Raw genomic sequence first — 18,474 nt, 5'->3', positions numbered from 1 at the left:
AATAAAGGTCGTTTGTTGCACTGGTGTGATCGGATTAATACTGATCCACATCATTTTTCCACCCCATCACCCGATGTAGGAGATGCACAAATGGTTGCTGGACTGCTCGAGCGCCTTGGCGTTGCTGCCGAGGCTTACACCCAGGGCGACTACCCTGTTCACACGCCGATCGACGGCAGCCAGATCGCCTCGGTGAAACTGCTCGGCAAGGCCGAGACCATCGCCCGCATCGATCAGGCCCAGAGCGCCTTCGAAGCCTGGCGCAGCGTGCCGGCCCCGCGCCGTGGCGAGCTGGTGCGTCTGTTTGGCGAAGTGCTGCGTGAGCACAAGGCCGACCTCGGCGAGCTGGTTTCGATCGAAGCCGGCAAGATCACTCAGGAAGGCCTGGGTGAAGTGCAGGAAATGATCGACATCTGCGATTTCGCCGTTGGCCTGTCGCGCCAGCTGTACGGCCTGACCATCGCTTCCGAGCGCCCTGGCCACCACATGCGTGAAACCTGGCACCCGCTGGGCGTGGTCGGCGTGATCAGCGCCTTCAACTTCCCGGTCGCAGTCTGGGCCTGGAACACCGCCCTGGCCCTGGTCGCCGGTAACTCGGTGGTATGGAAACCGTCCGAGAAGACCCCGCTGACCGCCCTGGCCTGCCAGGCGCTGTTCGAAAAAGCCCTGAAAGCCTTCGGTGATGCCCCGGCAGGCCTAGCACAACTGGTGATCGGCGGCCGTGAAGCCGGCGAAGCCATGGTCGACGACCCGCGCGTTCCGCTGGTCAGCGCCACCGGCAGCACCCGCATGGGGCGCGAAGTCGGCCCACGTGTGGCTGCCCGCTTCGGCCGCAGCATCCTCGAACTGGGTGGCAACAACGCCATGATCCTGGCCCCCAGCGCCGACCTCGACCTGGCCGTGCGTGGCATCCTGTTCTCCGCAGTCGGCACCGCCGGCCAGCGTTGCACCACCCTGCGCCGCCTGATCGTGCACCGTTCGATCAAGGACGAAGTGGTGGCCCGCGTCAAAGCCGCCTACGGCAAGGTACGTATCGGTGACCCACGCAAGGACAACCTGGTGGGCCCGCTGATCGACAAGCAGTCGTTCGACGCCATGCAGGGCGCGCTGGCCAAGGCCCGCGACGAAGGTGGCCAGGTATTCGGTGGCGAGCGTCAGTTGGCCGACCAGTACCCCAACGCCTACTACGTATCGCCTGCAATCGCTGAAATGCCGGCGCAAAGCGACGTGGTACGCCACGAAACCTTCGCCCCGATCCTGTACGTGCTGGCCTACGACGACTTCGAAGAGGCCCTGCGCCTGAACAACGAAGTGCCACAAGGCCTGTCGTCGTGCATCTTCACTACCGACATCCGTGAAGCCGAACGCTTCCAGAGCGCCTCGGGCAGCGACTGCGGCATCGCCAACGTCAACATCGGCACCAGCGGCGCCGAGATCGGCGGTGCGTTCGGTGGCGAGAAGGAGACCGGCGGTGGCCGTGAGTCCGGTTCGGATGCCTGGAAAGGCTATATGCGTCGTCAGACCAACACCGTGAACTACTCGCGCGAACTGCCGCTGGCGCAGGGTATCGTGTTCGACTGATCGGCTGATGCTGCATGGCCGGGGGCCTGGCCCCCGGTTCGCGGGTGGACCCGCTCCCACAGGTACAACACAGTTTCGAAACCTGTGATGCACCTGTGGGAGCGGGTTTACCCGCGAATGGGCCGCACAATGGCCCCTAACAAGAACAAGTTGCTGGAGCCGGGCCATGTCCGAACTGCGTCAAGAATGCTTGTGGGAATTCGTCAGCAAACCGACCGTCGCCGCCCAGGCCCTGGCTGGTGAGCACAAGGCCGATGTCTGCGTGATCGGTGGCGGCATTACCGGCCTGTCGGCGGCCATCCACCTGCTCGAACAGGGCAAGTCGGTGATCCTGCTGGAGGCCTGGAAGATCGGTCACGGTGGCTCCGGGCGCAACGTCGGCCTGGTCAACGCTGGCACATGGATCCGCCCCGACGATGTCGAGGCCACCCTCGGCCTGCAGCAGGGCAGCCGTCTGAACAAGGTGCTCGGCGAAGCCCCGGCTGAAGTGTTCGCCATGATCGAACGCCTCGGCATCGACTGCCAGGCCCAGCACAAAGGCACGCTGCACATGGCGCACAACGCCACCGGTATCGCCGACCTCGAAGCCCGCCACGAACAATGGCGCCGCCGTGGTGCCGATGTGGAGCTGCTGACCGGCGCCCAGTGCCAGGAATACTGCGGCACTGACAAGATTTCCGCCGCGCTGCTCGACCGCCGCGCTGGCACCATCAACCCCATGGGCTACACCCAGGGCCTGGCCGCAGCGGTGGCACGCCTGGGTGGCAAGCTGTTCCAGCAGTCTTCGGTCGAAGGCCTGGAGCGTGACGGCGATGCCTGGTGGGTGAAGACCGCGCGTGGTTCGGTGCGCGCCGACAAGGTGGTGATATCCACCGGCGCCTACACCGAAGGCGACTGGAGCAACCTGCAGAAGCAGTTCTTCCGTGGCTATTACTACCAGGTGGCGTCCAAGCCGTTGCAGGGGGCTGCAGCCGACAAGGTGCTGCCACATGGTCAAGGCTCCTGGGACACCCGCACCGTGCTCAGCAGCATCCGTCGCGACGACCAGGGCCGTCTGCTGCTAGGCAGCCTGGGCCGGGTCGACAACAAGCCGGCGTGGTTCGTGCGCAGCTGGGCCGACCGCATCCAGAGCCACTACTACCCGGAGCTGGGCAAGGTCGAGTGGGAAATGCACTGGACCGGCTGTATCGATTTCACCCCCGATCACCTGATGCGCCTGTTCGAGCCGGCGCCAGGGCTGGTGGCGGTGACCGGATACAATGGGCGGGGCAATACCACCGGGACCGTGATTGGCCGGGCGTTTGCCGAGTTCCTGCTGAAGGGTGAGGAGGGCAGCCTGCCGATTCCGTTCTCGCCGATGAAGGGCGTGAGTGCGCCCTCGCTGCGGACTGCGTTCTATGAGTCCGGGTTCTCGCTGTACCACGCGGGGCAATGCCTGAGAGTTGTGTTGTAAGCACTGGCCCCTTCGCGGGTAAACCCGCTCCCACAGGATCTCCACTGTCCTTGAGGCCTGTGTGGTCCCTGTGGGAGCGGGTTTACCCGCGAAGAGGCCAGCACAGGCTTACTTGTGCAACCAGCTGAGGAAGCCGCCCTTCTTGATCGAAACCGGCTTCTGCAACAACAACGACTCCCGGCTCTGCCGCCGAAATCGCTGCAACTTGCTCAACGCCGTCTGCACATCGCCGCGTTGCACGAGGCAGCTCTTCACCTGTTCCTTGTCGATTCGATACAGCACGCAACCGGTCAACGTGCGGAACTCGGCCAGCGATTCTTCTTCGTCGATGATCCCCTCGATACCTAGCACCTCGCCCGGCCCCATGCGCCCGGCCTCGACCAGCCTGTCGCCATCGCGAATCGACGCCGAAACCACCCCGCTGCCAATCACCAGCAAATGATCGGAATGCTCGCCCACGCCCAGAATTACCTGATCCGCCAGGTATTCCACCGCCGTCATGCGCTGGCTCAGCGCGTCGCGCTCTTCAGCGCTCAGCGAGCGGAACACCCGCACCTCGTCCAGCACCTCGCGCTGTCGGCTGCGTGGTGGCATGGCCAGGTCGGCGTTCCACATTACCCCGCTGGCCTCCAGGTGCCGGTGGGCCAGGTCGAACAGCTGGTTGCGCGCGTCGCCCTTCGCGCCCGCGTCGGCCACGAAGCCACTGGCTTCGTACTCCACTGATTCCAGCGTCGAGGCTTTCACCGTTACCTTTGGTTTTGGGGTTGCAAGAATGGCACTGACCCCTTGCAAGGCCTTTTCCAGCGCATCGAACACCCGCTTGGGCCGCACCTTGGCCGGCACCACCACGCTGATCGACACCCCGTGCACATCGGCCGGGCGGCTGTGGTTGAGCAGCCGGGCCTTGGCCGCTACCGAGTTAGGGATCACCGCCAGGCTGCCGGTGCTGGTGAGCAGGCGGGTGGCACGCCAGTCGATTTCCAATACCTTGCCTTCGGTGTTGTCGATGGAGATCGAGTCGCCAATCTGATACGGCCGCGTGGTGTTCAGGATGATGCCACTGAACACATCGGCCAATGTGCTCTGCAGCGCCAGGCCGATAACGATGGCCATTACCCCCGATGTGGCCAGCAGGCCTTTCACCGGCAACTGCAACACATAGCCCGCGGCAGCGACCACGGCTGCCAGGAAGATCAGCGCCCCCAGCACATCCTGCAGCAAACGCCCACCATGGCTGCCGCGGGCAACCAGCAACAGGCCGAACACCACCGTCACCGTGCGTGCGCCGAACAGCCACCAGCCGATCGCCAGTACCGTGGCGATCAGGTTGCGCGAGACATCATCGGGCCAGGGTGGCGGTTGCAGCGGGCTCATGCCGGCAGCCACCAGCACCGAGCTGAACAGCAGGAACAGCACCAGCCGCGCGCCGATGCGCCAGGCCCTTTGCTGGAGAGGAATCAGTTGCCAGAGCACGAGGTCGAGCAGGATCAAGGCGGTGCCGAGCAACAACGGGTATGACTGGATGAACGCCAGCATGGTGGTCTCGGGTGAGGGGAGGGCTGTGGGTAGTAATAGAGCAGGTTGGCCGGGCAGGCAATGGGGCCTGTGCCGGCCTCTTCGCGGCTAAAGCCGCTCCCACAGGTATTGCGCCCGATTCAAATCCAGCGCAATCCCTGTGGGAGCGGCTTTAGCCGCGAAAGGGCCGGGACAGTCCACACAAAACCATCGTTCATAAAACAGAACGCTAGAGCCAAAAACCGCTATCTACCGCCAAAAATGTCATGGTTTTAATCTTCTCCCATCAACGCGAAACACCCAACAAAGATCAAAATCTTCAGGAGCAACGACCATGACCAACTTCAAATACAACCGCCTGAACAAAGACGACGCCGCTGTCCTGCTGGTCGACCACCAGGCTGGCCTGCTGTCCCTGGTCCGCGATATCGAGCCGGACGCGTTCAAGAACAACGTATTGGCCTTGGCCGATCTCGCCAAGTTCTTCAACCTGCCGACTATACTCACCACCAGCTTCGAACAAGGCCCGAACGGCCCGCTGGTTCCGGAACTGAAAGCCTTGTTCCCGGACGCCCCGTACATCGCCCGCCCAGGCCAGATCAACGCCTGGGACAACGAGGATTTCGTCAAGGCAGTGAAGGCCACCGGCAAGAAACAGCTGATCATCGCCGGTGTGGTGACCGAAGTGTGCGTAGCCTTCCCGGCACTGTCGGCCCTGGAAGAAGAGTTCGAAGTGTTCGTGGTCACCGATGCCTCCGGCACCTTCAACGCCATGACCCGCGACGCCGCCCACGACCGCATGAGCCAGGCCGGCGCACAACTGATGACCTGGTTCGGCGTGGCCTGTGAGCTGCACCGCGACTGGCGCAACGACATTGAAGGGCTGGCCGCGCTGTGCTCCAACCACATCCCGGACTACCGCAACCTGATCAGCAGCTACAACGCTTTCAACGCCAACAAGTAAGCCAGATGCGCGGGCACCGCCAGCCGGTGCCCACCAAGGCAGCACACCTGTCCAATCCAGCGCCCGTCCGCCGTTGCACAGTGGATGCGGGCAAGCTCATCCCAAGGAACGCCGATGAACACCGCACCCCAAGACAACCGCAACGTGGTGACCCTGGTCATCCAGCACAAGGTTCGCGCCACTTCGCTGGTCGCATACGAAGCATGGCTCAAGCGCACGGTCAGCGCTGCGCGCCGCCAACCGGGGCACCTGGACGTCAACGTCATCCGCCCTGACGACGGCGGGCTGCATTTCACCACCGTGGTGCGCTTCGCCGATGCCAGCCTGCTGCAGGCCTGGGTCAACTCGGCCGAGCGCCAGACACTGGTCAACGAAGTACTGCCGCTGCTCGAGGGCGGTGACCACACCCAGGTGCACGACGACCCGGAGTTCTGGTTCACCCCGCCGAGCACCAGCGCAGCGCAGCCGCCGCGCTGGAAGCAGGCGCTGCTGACCTACCTGGTGATCTGCCCGATGACCATGGTCATTCCGCAACTGCTGGCGCCGCTGTTCGCACGCTTCCCGCAGCTGGGGGGCGCAATCACCAGCAACCTGATCGTCAACCTGTTCGTCATCCTGCCCGTGGTGTTCTACATCATGCCTTGGGTAACCCGCCGCTGCGCCAACTGGCTGCGTGGCTGAGCCAAGCCTTTACCTCGACATTTTCAAGGAGATACCGACATGAGCACGTTCGTTACCCGCGATGGCACTTCGATCTACTTCAAGGACTGGGGCAGTGGCAAGCCCGTGCTGTTCAGCCACGGCTGGCCACTGGATGCCGACATGTGGGATTCGCAGATGGAATTCCTGGCCAGCCGCGGCTACCGCGCCATCGCCTTCGACCGCCGTGGTTTCGGCCGTTCGAGCCAGCCGTGGAGCGGTTACGACTACGACACCTTCGCCGATGACATCGCCCAGCTGATCGAGCACCTCGACCTGCGCGACGTGACCTTGGTGGGCTTCTCGATGGGTGGCGGTGACGTCAGCCGCTACATCGCCCGACACGGCAGCGAGCGGGTGGCAGGGCTGGTGCTGCTGGGCGCGGTAACGCCGGTGTTCGGCAAGCGTGACGACAACCCTGAAGGTGTCGACCTGTCGGTGTTCGAGGGCATCCGCGCCGGCCTGCGCGCCGACCGGGCGCAGTTCATCGCCGATTTCGCTGCGCCGTTCTATGGCATAAACCATGGGCAGCAGGTGTCCCAAGGTGTGCAGACCCAGACCCTGAACATTGCGCTGATGGCATCGATCAAGGGCACCCTGGATTGCGTGACCGCGTTCTCCGAAACCGACTTCCGCCCGGATATGGCCAAGATCGATGTGCCGACTCTGGTGATCCATGGCGATGACGACCAGATCGTGCCGTTCGAGACCACCGGCAAGCAGGCGGCGGAACTGATTCGCGGGGCTGAGCTGAAGGTGTATGCAGGGGCGCCGCACGGGTTTGCGGTGACTCATGCACAGCAACTCAATCAAGACTTGCTGGCGTTCCTTCAGAAGTAACTGTGCTGGGGCATTCGCGGGTAAACCCGCTCCCACAGGGACACCACCGGCCTTGAAAACTGTGATATCCCCTGTGGGAGCGGGTTCACCCGCGAAGAAGCCAGCCCAGGCAGCACAAATGCTGAACCGGGCTAACCTTCAACCACCCACCGCACATCCATCCAAGCCTTGCCCCTACACCAACCGGCATGCTCCGCAGTTGCGCCTGCCGCTACCGCACCCGGACGGAGAAGACCATGTCCCAGGACCGCAACGACAAGACCCGTCGCCAGTTCCTCGCCACCAGTACCGTGCTCGGTGCCGCCGGCGCGCTCTGGTCCGCATTGCCCTTTACCGGCTCCGCCGGTTCCGCTCACGCATCCACCCAAGGAGGTTCCATGACCGCCGATCTCATTCTGTTCAACGGTAAACTGCACACCGTTGATCGTGAAAAGCCCACCGCGACCGCCGTCGCCATCAAGGATGGCCGTTTCATCGCGGTAGGCAATGACGCCGAAGCCATGGCCCACAAGGGCGCTACCACGCAGATCATCGACCTCAAGCAGCGCACGGTAATCCCCGGCCTGAACGACTCGCACCTGCACCTGATCCGTGGTGGCCTGAACTACAACCTGGAATTGCGCTGGGAAGGTGTGCCGTCGGTGGCCGATGCCCTGCGTATGCTCAAGGACCAGGCCGCGCGTACGCCCACCCCGCAGTGGGTGCGCGTGGTCGGTGGCTGGAACGAGTTCCAGTTCGCCGAAAAACGCATGCCCACCCTGGAAGAAATCAACCAGGCTGCACCGGACACCCCGGTATTCCTGCTGCACCTGTATGACCGTGCGCTGCTCAACCGCGCCGCGCTCAAGGCCGTCGGTTACACCAAGGACACGCCCAACCCGCCGGGTGGGGAGATCCAGCGAGACAAGTTCGGCAACCCGACCGGCATGCTCATCGCCCGCCCCAACGCGATGATTCTCTACGCCACCTTGGCCAAGGGGCCGAAACTGCCACTGGAATACCAGGTCAACTCCACTCGCCAGTTCATGCGCGAGCTCAATCGCCTGGGCCTGACCAGCGCCATCGATGCCGGTGGTGGCTACCAGAACTACCCGGACGACTATCAGGTGATCCAGGAGCTGGCCGACAACAACCAGCTGACCGTGCGCATTGCCTATAACCTGTTCACCCAGAAGCCCAAGGAAGAGCTGGACGACTTCCGCAAGTGGACCTCCAGCGTGAAGCTGCACAGCGGCACCGACTTCCTGCGCCACAATGGCGCTGGCGAAATGCTGGTGTTCTCCGCCGCCGACTTCGAGGACTTCCTCGAGCCGCGCCCGGACCTGCCGCAGACCATGGAACAAGAGCTGGAACCGGTGGTGCGCCACCTGGTCGAGCAGCGCTGGCCGTTCCGCCTGCATGCCACTTACAACGAATCGATCACGCGCATGCTCGATGTGTTCGAGAAGGTGAACCGCGACATCCCGTTCAATGGCCTGCCGTGGTTCTTCGACCACGCCGAAACCATCACCCCGCAGAACATCGAGCGAGTGCGTGCGCTGGGCGGCGGTATCGCCATCCAGGACCGCATGGCCTTCCAGGGTGAGTATTTCGTCGACCGCTACGGTGCCAAGGCCGCCGAGCAGACCCCGCCGATCAAGCGCATGCTCGACATGGGCGTGCCGGTGGGCGCCGGTACCGACGCTACCCGCGTGTCCAGCTACAACCCGTGGACCTCGCTGTACTGGCTGGTCAGCGGCAAGACCGTCGGTGGCATGGAGCTGTACCCGGAAGGCCTCAGCCGAGACACTGCGCTGCAGCTGTTCACCCAAGGCAGCGCCTGGTTCTCCAGCGAACAGGGCAAGAAAGGCCAGATCAAGGTGGGCCAGCTGGCCGACCTGGCGGCGCTGTCGCTGGACTTCTTCAGTGTCGATGAAGAGGCGATCAAGGGCATCGAGTCGGTGCTGACCGTGGTCGACGGCAAGGTGGTGTATGGCGCGGCGGAATTCGACAAGCTCGGCCCGCCCCAGGTGCCAGTGCTGCCGGAATGGTCGCCGGTGACCAAGGTGCCGGGCCACTGGCGCGTGGGCACGCCATCGCTGGCAGCGGTGGCGCACCAGTGTGTGGGGCCTTGCGGGGTGCATGCGCACAGCCATGAGAAGGCACGGCATTCGAATGTGCCGGTGAATGACTTCCAGGGCTTCTGGGGGGCGTTGGGTTGTTCGTGCTTTGCTTTCTAAGCTGAGCTGATGTGGAGAAGGGGGCCAGTTATTGGCCCCCTTTTTTGTTCCTTCTGTGCTGGCCTCTTCGCGGGCTCGCCCGCTCCCACAGGGATAACACAAACCTCAAGGTTGTCGTTGTACCTGTGGGAGCGGGCGAGCCCGCGAAGAGGCCAGAAAGGCCAACATCAATGGTGAGCCTTGTGCTCAGCTCCAGCCAACAGATGCCGAATCTTCACTTCCACACCCTCGGTCTGCAACATCCGCACCCGGGCCTCGATCTTCAGCTCACCCCGGGTTACCCGGTGGTGATGCCTCAAATGCTCCAGCCACGATTCCTCGAAGAAGAACTCCAGCCACAACGCCGGGTCCGCACTGTCGCGCATCAACCCCCACGACAACGCGCCATTGCGCTTGCGCATCGCCTCCAGCTCCCGCGCAGCCTGCTGGAACGCGTCCGCCTTGGCTGGCTCGATGTGGTATTCCACGGTGACCATCACCGGCCCGCTTTCCTTGTCCATGTCGTCGCTCAGCAGCGGCACTGGCCAATGCAGTGACGGCGTCAGCTCCTCGGCTGCGGTTTCCGGCAGCGCTACCTTGCAGGTCAGCAGCGTGCCCAGCGCCAGGCCACCTGCGGCCAGCAGCAGGCTCAAGGTGATCGTCGCATGGCTGGCCAGCGTGCCCCACAGCAACCCGCCACTGGCCATGGCACCAAAGAAGATCAGGATGTACACCGACAACGCCCGCGCCCGTACCCAGGCCGGCACCGAGGTCTGCGCCGCCACCTGCAGGTTGGACAGCACGGCGATCCACGCCGCGCCGCTGAGCAGCATCGCCGGCAGCAGCACATAGAAATTGCGCACCAGCGCCAGTGCCAGCAGGAACAGGGCATACAGCAGGCTGGCGAGCAGCACAAGGCGGTCGCGGCTGATGCGTTCGCGCAGGCGTGGCAGCAAGGTGGCGCCGGCCACCGCGCCAATGCCGATGGCCGCCAGCAGCAGGCCGAAATCGGCGGCGGTGCCGTGCATCTCGCCACGCACGATCAACGGCAGCAGCGAGGTGCCGGCGCTGGCGCAGAAAAAGAACGCCAAGGCGCGCAATATCACGGCTTGCAAGGGCTTGGCGCTGCGCGCGAAACGCAGCCCGGTGCGCATGGCGCCGACGAAGCGCTCGGCCGGCAGCAGCGGTTCCTTCACCTCGCGTTTCCACAGGAACAGCACCAGGATCACCCCGGCGAACGAGATGGCATTCAGGGCGAAGGTCAGCCACGGGCCGACCATGCTCACCACCACGCCCGCCAAAGCCGGGCCGATGGCGCGCGACACGTTGATACCGACACTGGATAGCGCCACCGCGTTGGCCAGGTCGTCCTTGCCCACCAGCTCCGGTGTCAGCGCACTCCAGGCCGGCATCATCAGTGCCGTGCCGATGCCCAGCGCCAGGGTAAGCGCCAGCAGCAGGGTGACGTTCATCAGCCCGAGCAGGGTCAGGGCCGCCAGCACCACAGCCACCGACGACATCCACAACTGCACCAGCAACAGGTAGCGGCGCTTGTCGACGATATCCGCCGCCGCGCCGGCCGGCAGGGCGAGGAAGAACATCGGTAGCGAGCCGGCTACCTGGATCAGAGCCACATGCAACGGGCTGGCCGACAGCGTGGTCATCAGCCAGCCGGCGCCTACCTCATGCATCCAGGTGCCGATGTTGGAAGCGATGGTGGCGATCCACAGCATGCGGAAGGTGGTGTTGCGCAATGGGCTCCAGGCGCCTGAAGGGGACGTGCTCATGTCAGAAGCTGCCTTTGAGTGGGTATTCGATGATCAGGTAGATCCGGTCGATGTCATCGCCGGCCTGGGCCTGGTTGGCGCGGTGGCTGACGTGGGAAAACGACAGGCTCAGGTCCTTGGCGGCGCCGGACTGCACCACGTATTTCAGGTCGATGTCGCGCTCCCAGTGCTTGCCGCCGTCGCCGTACTGGTCCACATAGGCGCCGCCGGCCGGAGCATGGCTGCCGTCGATGCCACGGCCGCTGACGTAGCGGCCCATCAGGCTCAGGCCGGGGGCGCCGAGGGTGGCGAAGTCGAGGTCGTAGCGCAGTTGCCACGAGCGCTCGCCGGGGCCGTTGAAGTCGGCGTACTTGATCGAGTTGGCCAGGTAAATGGAATCGCCGCCGACGAAGTCGAACGGGGTGTCGCCCTCGACCTTCTGGTAGGCCAGGCTCAGCGCCTGGGCGCCGACGCTGTATCTGGCCAGCAGGCTGTAGGCGAGGGTGTCGATTGCCCCGGCACTGGCATTGCCGGTGTCGCGGGTCTTGTACAGGTTGCCGTCCAGGCGCCAGTTGCCTTCGGCCAGGTTCAGGTTGAGGTAAGCCTGGCGCCAGGTGTCCTCCAGCTGGCCAGCGTACAGCGCGCCGCCGAATGGCCCGTCGGGAGCGAACGCGGCACCGGCCAGGCTGATGGCGCGGTTGTCGGTGGTAGCGCCGTAGCCGCTGAAGTCATCATGGCTGGAGCTGTTGTCCTGGTTGTTGAAGGCGGTGAAGCGCCCGGCCTGCAGGCGCCAGTCTGGCAGGTCGGTGTTGTCCAGGAACCAGCCGGTGGCGTATTCCGGGTGCAGGCGTTTGTCGCTGGTGTCGAACACCGGGGTTTCCACGGTCATTTCGCCGTAGCGCAGCTGGGTGTTGCCCAGGCGTAGCTTGAGTGCCGCGCCGGCGCTGGAGTAGTCGGACTCGGCCCGGCCATCGCTGTCGCGCGGCAGCAGGCCAGTGCCGGCATGGCCGCGGCCGCCGTCGAGCTTGAGGCCGAGAAAACCATGGACATCGATGCCGACGCCGAGCGTGCCCTCGGTGAAGCCGGAGCGGATTTCGCCAATGAAGCCCTGGGCCCATTCCTGGCGGTAGTTCTGGCCACTACCGGAGGGCGAGCGGAAGTCGCTGTGCAGGAAGTAGTTGCGGCTGAGCAGCGACCAGCCGGGCTCTTCGGCCTGGCTGAGCGCCGGGCACAGGGCGAGGGTGGCGAGCAGGGTGCGGCCTGGTCCGTGAGTGGCGCGGATCATGGAGGCTCCTGGGGGAATGATCCGGGACTGTGAATGAAGGATAGGCCAGGGGTCTTGTATATGTGTGCTCTGGCTGGTTTTGCCGGTGCCGGCCTCTTCGCGGGTAAACCCGCTCCCACAGGTACTGCACAGGACTTGGAGCTAATGGTGACCTGCTTTCACAGGTACTGCACAGGACTTGGAGCTAATGGTGACCTGCTTTCACAGGTACTGCACAGGCCTTGGAGCTAGTGATGACCCTGTGGGAGCGGGTTTACCCGCGAAGAGGCCGGCACAGGCGGCAACCGGCTCAAGCCATGTCGCTGATCGCAAACTCCTCGGCCAGATGGTCGATCAGCGCCCGCACCGACGGCAGCAACCCGCGCCGCGACGGGAAGATCGCATGCACGATGCCGCAGCGCGGGTGCCAGTCCGGCAGCAACTCCACCAGCCGCCCTGCCGCCAGGTCCTCGCGCACCGCCACCCGCGGCAGGTGCGCAATGCCCACCCCCGCCACCACGAAATGGCGCAAGGCGAACAGGTCGTCAGTCACCATGCGTGGCGTGTGCGGGATGACGATGCTGCGGCTGCTGTCCTCGCCCTGGAACAGCTCCCATTGATACTCCCGCTGCGCGCTGCCCCAATGCACGCTGGGCAGCGTGCCCAGCAACTGTGGGTCAAACCCCTTGGGCAGTTGCTCCAGGTACTGCGGCTGACCGACCAGGCACTGGGTACTGTTGCTCAGTACCTTCATCACCATGTCGGTGTTCTCCAGCGGTGGAAAGCGCACCCGCAGGGCGACGTCGAAACCCTCGTGCAGCAGGTCGACGCGGCGGTTGGTGCTCTCTATGAACAGTTCCACTTGCGGGTACTTGAGCATGTAGCGGGTCAGCATCGGCCCGACCCAGGAATTGAGCAGGGTGGTCGGGCAACTGATACGCACCAGACCGCGCGGTTCGCTGCGGTTGCGCTCGATGATCTCCGCCGCGCCCTCGGCCTCCACGCGCATGGCCAGGCAGCGATTGTAGTAGGCCTGGCCGATCTCGGTGAGCGAGCAGTGGCGGCTGGTGCGGTGCAGCAGGCGTACGCCCAGTCGGTCTTCGAGATCGGCAATGCGCCGGCTGAGCTTCGACTTGGGCATGTCCAGCGCCCGGCCAGCCGGGGCGAAGCCGCCGTGCTCGACTACCTGGGTGAAGTAGTAGAGGGAGTTGAGGTCTTCCAATGATCGGTCTCCGGTTGTTGGTTGCCTGTACTGGCCTCTTCGCGGACACGCCCGCTCCCACAGGTACTGCACAGGGCTCAAACCCGGCGCCATCCCTGTGGGAGCGGGTTTACCCGCGAAGAGGCCGGCACAGCCCCCACAAATCCATCGTTCATAAAACGGAACGCTAAAGCCAAATTCTGCTATCTACCGCCACAAAGGTGATGATTTTAATCTGTGCCCATCAACGCGAAACACCCCAGATTGCTGAAAAATTCATAACCCTTAGGAGCACAGACCATGAGCAAATTCACCTACAACCGCCTGAACAAAGACGACGCCGCTGTCCTGCTGGTTGACCACCAGGCTGGCCTGCTGTCCCTGGTCCGTGACATCGAGCCGGACAAGTTCAAGAACAACGTACTGGCCCTGGCCGACCTGGCCAAGTTCTTCAACCTGCCGACCATCCTCACTACGAGCTTCGAGCAAGGCCCCAACGGCCCGCTGGTACCAGAGCTGAAGGCCCTGTTCCCGGACGCCCCGTACATCGCCCGCCCAGGCCAGATCAATGCTTGGGACAACGAAGACTTCGTCAAGGCGGTGAAGGCCACCGGCAAGAAGCAGCTGATCATCGCCGGCGTGGTGACCGAAGTGTGCGTAGCCTTCCCGGCGCTGTCGGCCCTGGAAGAGGAGTTCGAAGTGTTCGTGGTGACCGATGCTTCCGGCACCTTCAACGAAATGACCCGCGATGCTGCCCATGACCGCATGAGCCGCGCCGGCGCGCAAATGATGACCTGGTTCGGCGTGGCCTGTGAGCTGCACCGCGACTGGCGCAACGACATCGAAGGGCTGGCGGCGCTGTGCTCCAACCACATTCCGGATTATCGCAACCTGATTACCAGCTACAACGCGCTGACTGCGGGTAAGTAACAGCCCGTTAGTTGAATGCAAAAAGGCCGGCTTCCTCTGTAGGGAGCTGGCCTTTTTTGTTTGCTGCGCTGGCCCTTTCGTGGGTAAACCCGCTCCCACAGGTACTGCACAGTTTCAGCGCCTGTGGTGATCCTTGTGGGAGCGGGTTTGTTCTGGTCAAGTATTTCCGGACACCAGTTACGGTGATCAAGCCGCCTGCTGCTCCATAGCTATTGGCGACAAGTAGTTGTTGTAGCTATGGAGCCTGATTCGGTTGTATCGCATGAAGAAGCTGGTCATGTCCTGCTTGGCCTCTTCAACTTCCTTGTAGCCCTTAGGCGGCACCCATTCTGACTTTAGCGTCCCAAAGAAACGCTCTGTCGGTGCGTTGTCCCAGCATTGTCCCCTGCGGCTCATGCTCTGCGTTATCCCATGCTCAAGCAGCTCGGACTGGAAGCGCTGGCTGGTGTATTGGCAGCCTTGATCCGAGTGAAACATCAAGCCTGCATGCTTGCCCCTGACCCCTACTGCCATCCTCAGCGCCTTGCTAACCAGGTTGGCGTCGTTGATCAGAGAAAACGCCCAGCCAACGATCCGACGCGCGAACAAATCAATCACTACTGCTAGGTGATACCAGCGCTTCCCGACCATCAAACTGGTCACATCACCGCACCAGACCTGGTTAATTGCTGTTGGCTCAAAGTTACGCGCGAGCAGATTCTTGGCCACAAACGCTTCAACGCCTTTGGAGCGATTTCGATGCGGACGGCGTTGCTTGCTGTCCAGATTCGCCTCCTCCATGAGTTTTCCGGCCAGATACCGTCCCACCTTGAGCTGCTGGGCCTTCAGGTACTCAGAGATCATTCTCGCACCCGCGCTTCCCCTGCTTTCGACGTGCAGCTGAACGACTTTTTCTCTGAGTTCGTCACGCTTGGTATTCGGTGCTGAACGGCGGCGAAGCCAGTCATAAAACGCGCTACGGGACACGCTCAGCGCACTGCAAAGGAGGCTGGTCGGATACGAGCCTGACTCTCTCAGTTCCTCGATCAGGAAAAACGATCGGGATCCGACATCAAGAGAGCCGTAGCCTTTTTTAAGATTTCAGCCTCGGTCTCCAGGCGCTTGATCTTGGCTCGCAGCTGCTGGAGCTCTCGCTGTTCGTCGCTGATCGCTTTGGTACCGGCTACTGGCTGGCCCTTCTGTCGCTCTTTACGTACCTGATCAACCCAGCGGCGCAGGGCTGTAGGGCCGACGTCCATTGAAGCGCAGACGTCGGGAATCGAGCAGTGGTCATCTAGAACCATGCTGGCGGCACGTTGCTTGAACTCGCGGGTGTAGGTCTTTCGTTCTTGCATGAAACCTCCTGATTGGGCGAATCATATCGCCCTTAAGAGGTGTCCGGGATCATTAGGCCAGTTCAAACCCGCTCCCACACGTACTCACCAGGACGTAAGAATAGTGATATTCCCTGTGGGAGCGGGTTCACCCGCGAAGAGGCCAGAACAGGCAACAAAAAAGCTAAAGCCTCACCGCTGATCCCGCCCTACGGTGTATCATCCGCCCCCCAAATGATTAAAAAGTGACGTCGCGCGCTGCCCGCCAGCCCCGCGACCTTCTGGCGTTGCGCCAGAACCGACAATGGACTAACGGACCCGACCATCGTGACCCAGACCAAGCCCCTCGCCCTGCTGACCCTCGCCCTGGCCCTGACCGGCTGCGCCAGCGGCACCGCGCCCCATCCCACCAGCAGCCTGGGCTGGAACCACCCCGCCATGCAGCTGGGCGGCGACAACGGCCTGCCACTGCGCACGGAAAGCCCCTGCCGCAAGCGCGGCTGCGACAACGACAAGCTGTTCTTCAACCCGGGCAAAACCGAGCCGAGCGTCACCACCATCCACCGTGGCTGGTAGGAAAATTCTTCTTTCAGGCCGGTGACTTAGGTCATTTGCGAACATTCGCAAGGAAGTGGTTTACAGGCGCCAACCGATCGTTATAATGACGCCCCATTGCCGGTATAGCTCAGATGGTAGAGCAACTGACTTGTAATCAGTAGGTCCCGGGTTCGATTCCTGGTGCCGGCACCATACGAAGTATCAAAAAAGGCTCACCGAAAGGTGGGCCTTTTTTGTTTTCAGGGTCGCCAAAGCACGTCTCAGCCTTGGCCCAGGCTGGGACAGGGGCAAATGGCTTGTATCGCCTGTACCGACCCCATCGCTGGCAAGCCAGGCTCCACATGTACAGCGTTAACCCGAAGCCAGCGCAGTACCTGTGGGAGCGGGTTCACCCGCGAATCAGGCGACTCGGTGGAGGGCACCGGCTGCACCGATTTTCGCGGCTAAAGCCTACAGAATTAGCGCAAGGCTTGAGGTCAATGCGGTCGGTGTAGGAGCTGGCTTGCCTGCGATGGGCTGCGCAGCGGCCCCAGCAATCCCAAAGAAGACACCACTCTCTTATCAACACCCAAAACGAATATCTGAACTTGCAAATGGCAGGATCGAGAAGTTCACCCTCGACGCCATGATAGACATGCTCGACAAGCTCGGCTTTCGTACCAGCCTCACCCTGCCCTCGAACGATGCCGGTTCACCGCCGCAGATCGTGATCACTCAGGCACCTGGCAGCTGAACCAACACCCCATTTCCTGCTGCTCGTGTTTGAGCAATAAAGACGTAGCGCAGACCCTACGCACAGCGTGCTAAAGAGCCACAACTCTGCTTTTTGCAAAGCGATGTTTCAACGAAACAACTCTGGCGCCATCCGTGGTTAAAGTGCCCTGCCTACCTCAGGAGCCTGCCTCATGCTGCACCTGCAAACCCCTTTGGCGCAGGCTGTGCGCCAACTCTTCGATAGAGCCTTGCCACTACTGGCTGGACAGCGTTCGGGAACAGTCAAGATCTATGTATTTGGCGGGTGCGCCTTGCACATGCTGACGAATGCCCGCGGCAGTGCGGACGTCGATGCGGAGATTCAGGCCAGCGAACACCTGCTCAGGGAGGAAATAAAGGCAGTTTATGCCGCGCCGGAAGACTACGAGCAGGATGGTCAGGACCTGTCCGTGGTGTTCGACCAGCAATTCAATAACTCGCTATGCCCCTTGCATGAAGACTACGATGCGCGGGCAATCCTCCTTCCCGGCCAAGAGTCCTCTCCTTTACAGGTTTTCATCGCTCACCCGATCGATCTCGCCATTTCGAAACTCGGGAGATTCACCGAACGCGACCAGGATGACATCAATCTGCTTATCAGGTCAGGCAAGCTGAACCTCAAGGAATTTGATAGGCTTGCCAGGGAGGCAATCGACTATTACCCCTGTGATAGAAGCACCGTAACCAGCTGCCTGAGGTTGATTCTCGATGAAGCGCGAGAGTGGGGCCAGTAATACCAGTGAGGCGATGACTGTGCCCTCGAATACGGCGCATGGGGCCCGGCATTGCGACACCTCCTCGCTCGATTACTCGCTAGAAAAACTCTGGGCGCTTGTGTCCTCTGACATGCCCTCCTCTGATCAACATGCCCGTCAGGCACTCGATCACCTCGTCGTTCAAGCTACAAAAACCTCCCTGGACAAGCTCGACAAGGCCGTCGCCGAGACCTTCGCTCTCCTCTTCTGGTACAGAAATGAGGATATGCGCGAAGCGCTGGAAAATCGCTTGAACATGCCAAGGCTCGCCCCCGTAAGGAAGCGGCGCCTGATGTATCTGGTTGACCGGCTTCGCCGTTTTCCATGCATGAAGCCGGAACAAGCCGAGCAGATGAAGAAGCTGGTCACCCGCTGGAAGGACCTGGCTCAAGCTCTGAATGGAAAACAGGTAGAAAAGGCGCAAGCGGTAAACCGTTACGACAAGGTTGCTGCTACGTGGGGCGTGGCTGAGCCCGTATCCAGTCTGATGAACATGGTGCTAGAACTGCAAACCCGGCACTTCGTGGATGCCCATCATCTGCCGAACGGCTATGCCCAGTTGGCAACGCGTCCCCCTCACCACTGATCCGGTAATGTTGGGTCAGTTGTTTGTAGTGGCTGTACTCCTCCCAGATTGATCTCAATCAAGCCTAACGCACCACCGCATCAAACTCGCTGTGAAGT

The 18,474-nt window shown here is 62.3% G+C and carries 16 protein-coding genes, 1 tRNA gene and 1 pseudogene; 12 read left to right on the top strand and 6 right to left on the bottom strand.

Annotation, left to right across the window (positions count from 1 at the left end):
- The first annotated feature begins 90 nt into the window (after positions 1–90).
- Both amaB and amaA read left to right on the top strand, forming a co-directional pair.
- Positions 91–1,581: an L-piperidine-6-carboxylate dehydrogenase gene (amaB, locus tag JV551A3_RS00095; RefSeq protein ID WP_003253547.1), complete on the top strand. Its 1,491-nt coding sequence runs from the start codon at positions 91–93 to the stop codon at positions 1,579–1,581.
- Between the two features lie 166 nt (positions 1,582–1,747).
- Entirely contained in the window at positions 1,748–3,034 is a 1,287-nt protein-coding gene (gene amaA / locus JV551A3_RS00090) for an L-pipecolate oxidase (protein WP_133976298.1), read from the top strand.
- 108 nt (positions 3,035–3,142) lie between these two features.
- Here amaA and JV551A3_RS00085 read toward each other — a convergent pair whose 3' ends face one another.
- Positions 3,143–4,570: a mechanosensitive ion channel family protein gene (locus JV551A3_RS00085; RefSeq protein ID WP_133976296.1), complete on the bottom strand. Its 1,428-nt coding sequence runs from the start codon at positions 4,568–4,570 to the stop codon at positions 3,143–3,145.
- 313 nt (positions 4,571–4,883) lie between these two features.
- Between JV551A3_RS00085 and ycaC (JV551A3_RS00080) the strand changes: the two genes are divergently transcribed.
- The 4 genes from ycaC (JV551A3_RS00080) to JV551A3_RS00065 all read left to right on the top strand — a co-directional run bounded on the left by ycaC (JV551A3_RS00080) (position 4,884) and on the right by JV551A3_RS00065 (position 9,271).
- Entirely contained in the window at positions 4,884–5,513 is a 630-nt protein-coding gene (gene ycaC / locus JV551A3_RS00080; protein WP_133976294.1) for an isochorismate family cysteine hydrolase YcaC, read from the top strand.
- A gap of 114 nt (positions 5,514–5,627) precedes the next feature.
- The gene (locus JV551A3_RS00075) at positions 5,628–6,194 is read left to right on the top strand and encodes an antibiotic biosynthesis monooxygenase (RefSeq protein WP_133976292.1); all 567 of its coding nucleotides are present in this window, start codon (positions 5,628–5,630) and stop codon (positions 6,192–6,194) included.
- 39 nt (positions 6,195–6,233) lie between these two features.
- Positions 6,234–7,052 (top strand): alpha/beta fold hydrolase, encoded by an 819-nt coding sequence (locus JV551A3_RS00070; protein WP_133976290.1) that lies wholly within the window; start codon positions 6,234–6,236, stop codon positions 7,050–7,052.
- Between the two features lie 377 nt (positions 7,053–7,429).
- Positions 7,430–9,271 (top strand): amidohydrolase, encoded by a 1,842-nt coding sequence (locus tag JV551A3_RS00065; protein ID WP_038410295.1) that lies wholly within the window; start codon positions 7,430–7,432, stop codon positions 9,269–9,271.
- Between the two features lie 167 nt (positions 9,272–9,438).
- Here the strand turns inward: JV551A3_RS00065 and JV551A3_RS00055 are convergent, their stop codons facing one another.
- The 3 genes from JV551A3_RS00055 to JV551A3_RS00045 all read right to left on the bottom strand — a co-directional run bounded on the left by JV551A3_RS00055 (position 9,439) and on the right by JV551A3_RS00045 (position 13,502).
- Positions 9,439–11,037: an MFS transporter gene (locus JV551A3_RS00055; protein WP_133976288.1), complete on the bottom strand. Its 1,599-nt coding sequence runs from the start codon at positions 11,035–11,037 to the stop codon at positions 9,439–9,441.
- Position 11,038: 1 nt separating this feature from the next.
- Positions 11,039–12,301 carry an OprD family porin gene (locus JV551A3_RS00050; protein WP_133976286.1) on the bottom strand — a complete coding sequence of 421 codons (1,263 nt, stop codon included), beginning with the start codon at positions 12,299–12,301 and terminating at the stop codon, positions 11,039–11,041.
- Between the two features lie 289 nt (positions 12,302–12,590).
- Entirely contained in the window at positions 12,591–13,502 is a 912-nt protein-coding gene (locus tag JV551A3_RS00045; RefSeq protein ID WP_133976284.1) for a LysR substrate-binding domain-containing protein, read from the bottom strand.
- Between the two features lie 279 nt (positions 13,503–13,781).
- On the opposite strand from JV551A3_RS00045, the gene ycaC (JV551A3_RS00035) reads away from it, so the two are divergent.
- On the top strand, positions 13,782–14,411 hold the full coding sequence (gene ycaC, locus JV551A3_RS00035) for an isochorismate family cysteine hydrolase YcaC (protein WP_013974760.1): 630 nt from the start codon (positions 13,782–13,784) through the stop codon (positions 14,409–14,411).
- A 186-nt stretch (positions 14,412–14,597) separates the two neighbouring features.
- On the opposite strand, the gene JV551A3_RS00030 is transcribed toward ycaC (JV551A3_RS00035), so the two are convergent.
- Together JV551A3_RS00030 and JV551A3_RS30865 are read right to left on the bottom strand one after the other, a co-directional pair.
- Positions 14,598–15,428 (bottom strand): IS3 family transposase, encoded by an 831-nt coding sequence (locus JV551A3_RS00030; RefSeq protein WP_235874529.1) that lies wholly within the window; start codon positions 15,426–15,428, stop codon positions 14,598–14,600.
- 8 nt (positions 15,429–15,436) lie between these two features.
- Positions 15,437–15,745 carry a transposase gene (locus JV551A3_RS30865; protein WP_133970486.1) on the bottom strand — a complete coding sequence of 103 codons (309 nt, stop codon included), beginning with the start codon at positions 15,743–15,745 and terminating at the stop codon, positions 15,437–15,439.
- 306 nt (positions 15,746–16,051) lie between these two features.
- Here JV551A3_RS30865 and JV551A3_RS00025 point away from each other — a divergent pair, with 306 nt between their 5' ends.
- The 5 genes and pseudogenes from JV551A3_RS00025 (at position 16,052) to JV551A3_RS00005 (ending at position 18,376) form a co-directional block, all read left to right on the top strand.
- The gene (locus JV551A3_RS00025; RefSeq protein WP_112251364.1) at positions 16,052–16,300 is read left to right on the top strand and encodes a hypothetical protein; all 249 of its coding nucleotides are present in this window, start codon (positions 16,052–16,054) and stop codon (positions 16,298–16,300) included.
- Between the two features lie 98 nt (positions 16,301–16,398).
- A tRNA-Thr gene (locus JV551A3_RS00020) sits at positions 16,399–16,474 on the top strand.
- A 382-nt stretch (positions 16,475–16,856) separates the two neighbouring features.
- Positions 16,857–17,015 (top strand): annotated as a pseudogene (locus JV551A3_RS00015) (helix-turn-helix domain-containing protein); the annotation flags it as partial.
- A gap of 172 nt (positions 17,016–17,187) precedes the next feature.
- Positions 17,188–17,769 carry a DUF6036 family nucleotidyltransferase gene (locus JV551A3_RS00010; RefSeq protein WP_133978218.1) on the top strand — a complete coding sequence of 194 codons (582 nt, stop codon included), beginning with the start codon at positions 17,188–17,190 and terminating at the stop codon, positions 17,767–17,769.
- The gene (locus tag JV551A3_RS00005; protein WP_235874528.1) at positions 17,744–18,376 is read left to right on the top strand and encodes a hypothetical protein; all 633 of its coding nucleotides are present in this window, start codon (positions 17,744–17,746) and stop codon (positions 18,374–18,376) included. Before JV551A3_RS00010 ends, JV551A3_RS00005 begins: the two co-directional genes overlap by 26 nt.
- The last annotated feature ends 98 nt before the right edge of the window (positions 18,377–18,474 follow it).

The sequence above is a fragment of the Pseudomonas inefficax genome, assembly GCF_900277125.1.
GTDB classification, from domain to species: Bacteria; Pseudomonadota; Gammaproteobacteria; order Pseudomonadales; family Pseudomonadaceae; genus Aquipseudomonas; species Aquipseudomonas inefficax.
Note: the sequence above shows the minus strand (reverse complement) of the source record. Positions and strands in the feature narration are given on the sequence as shown.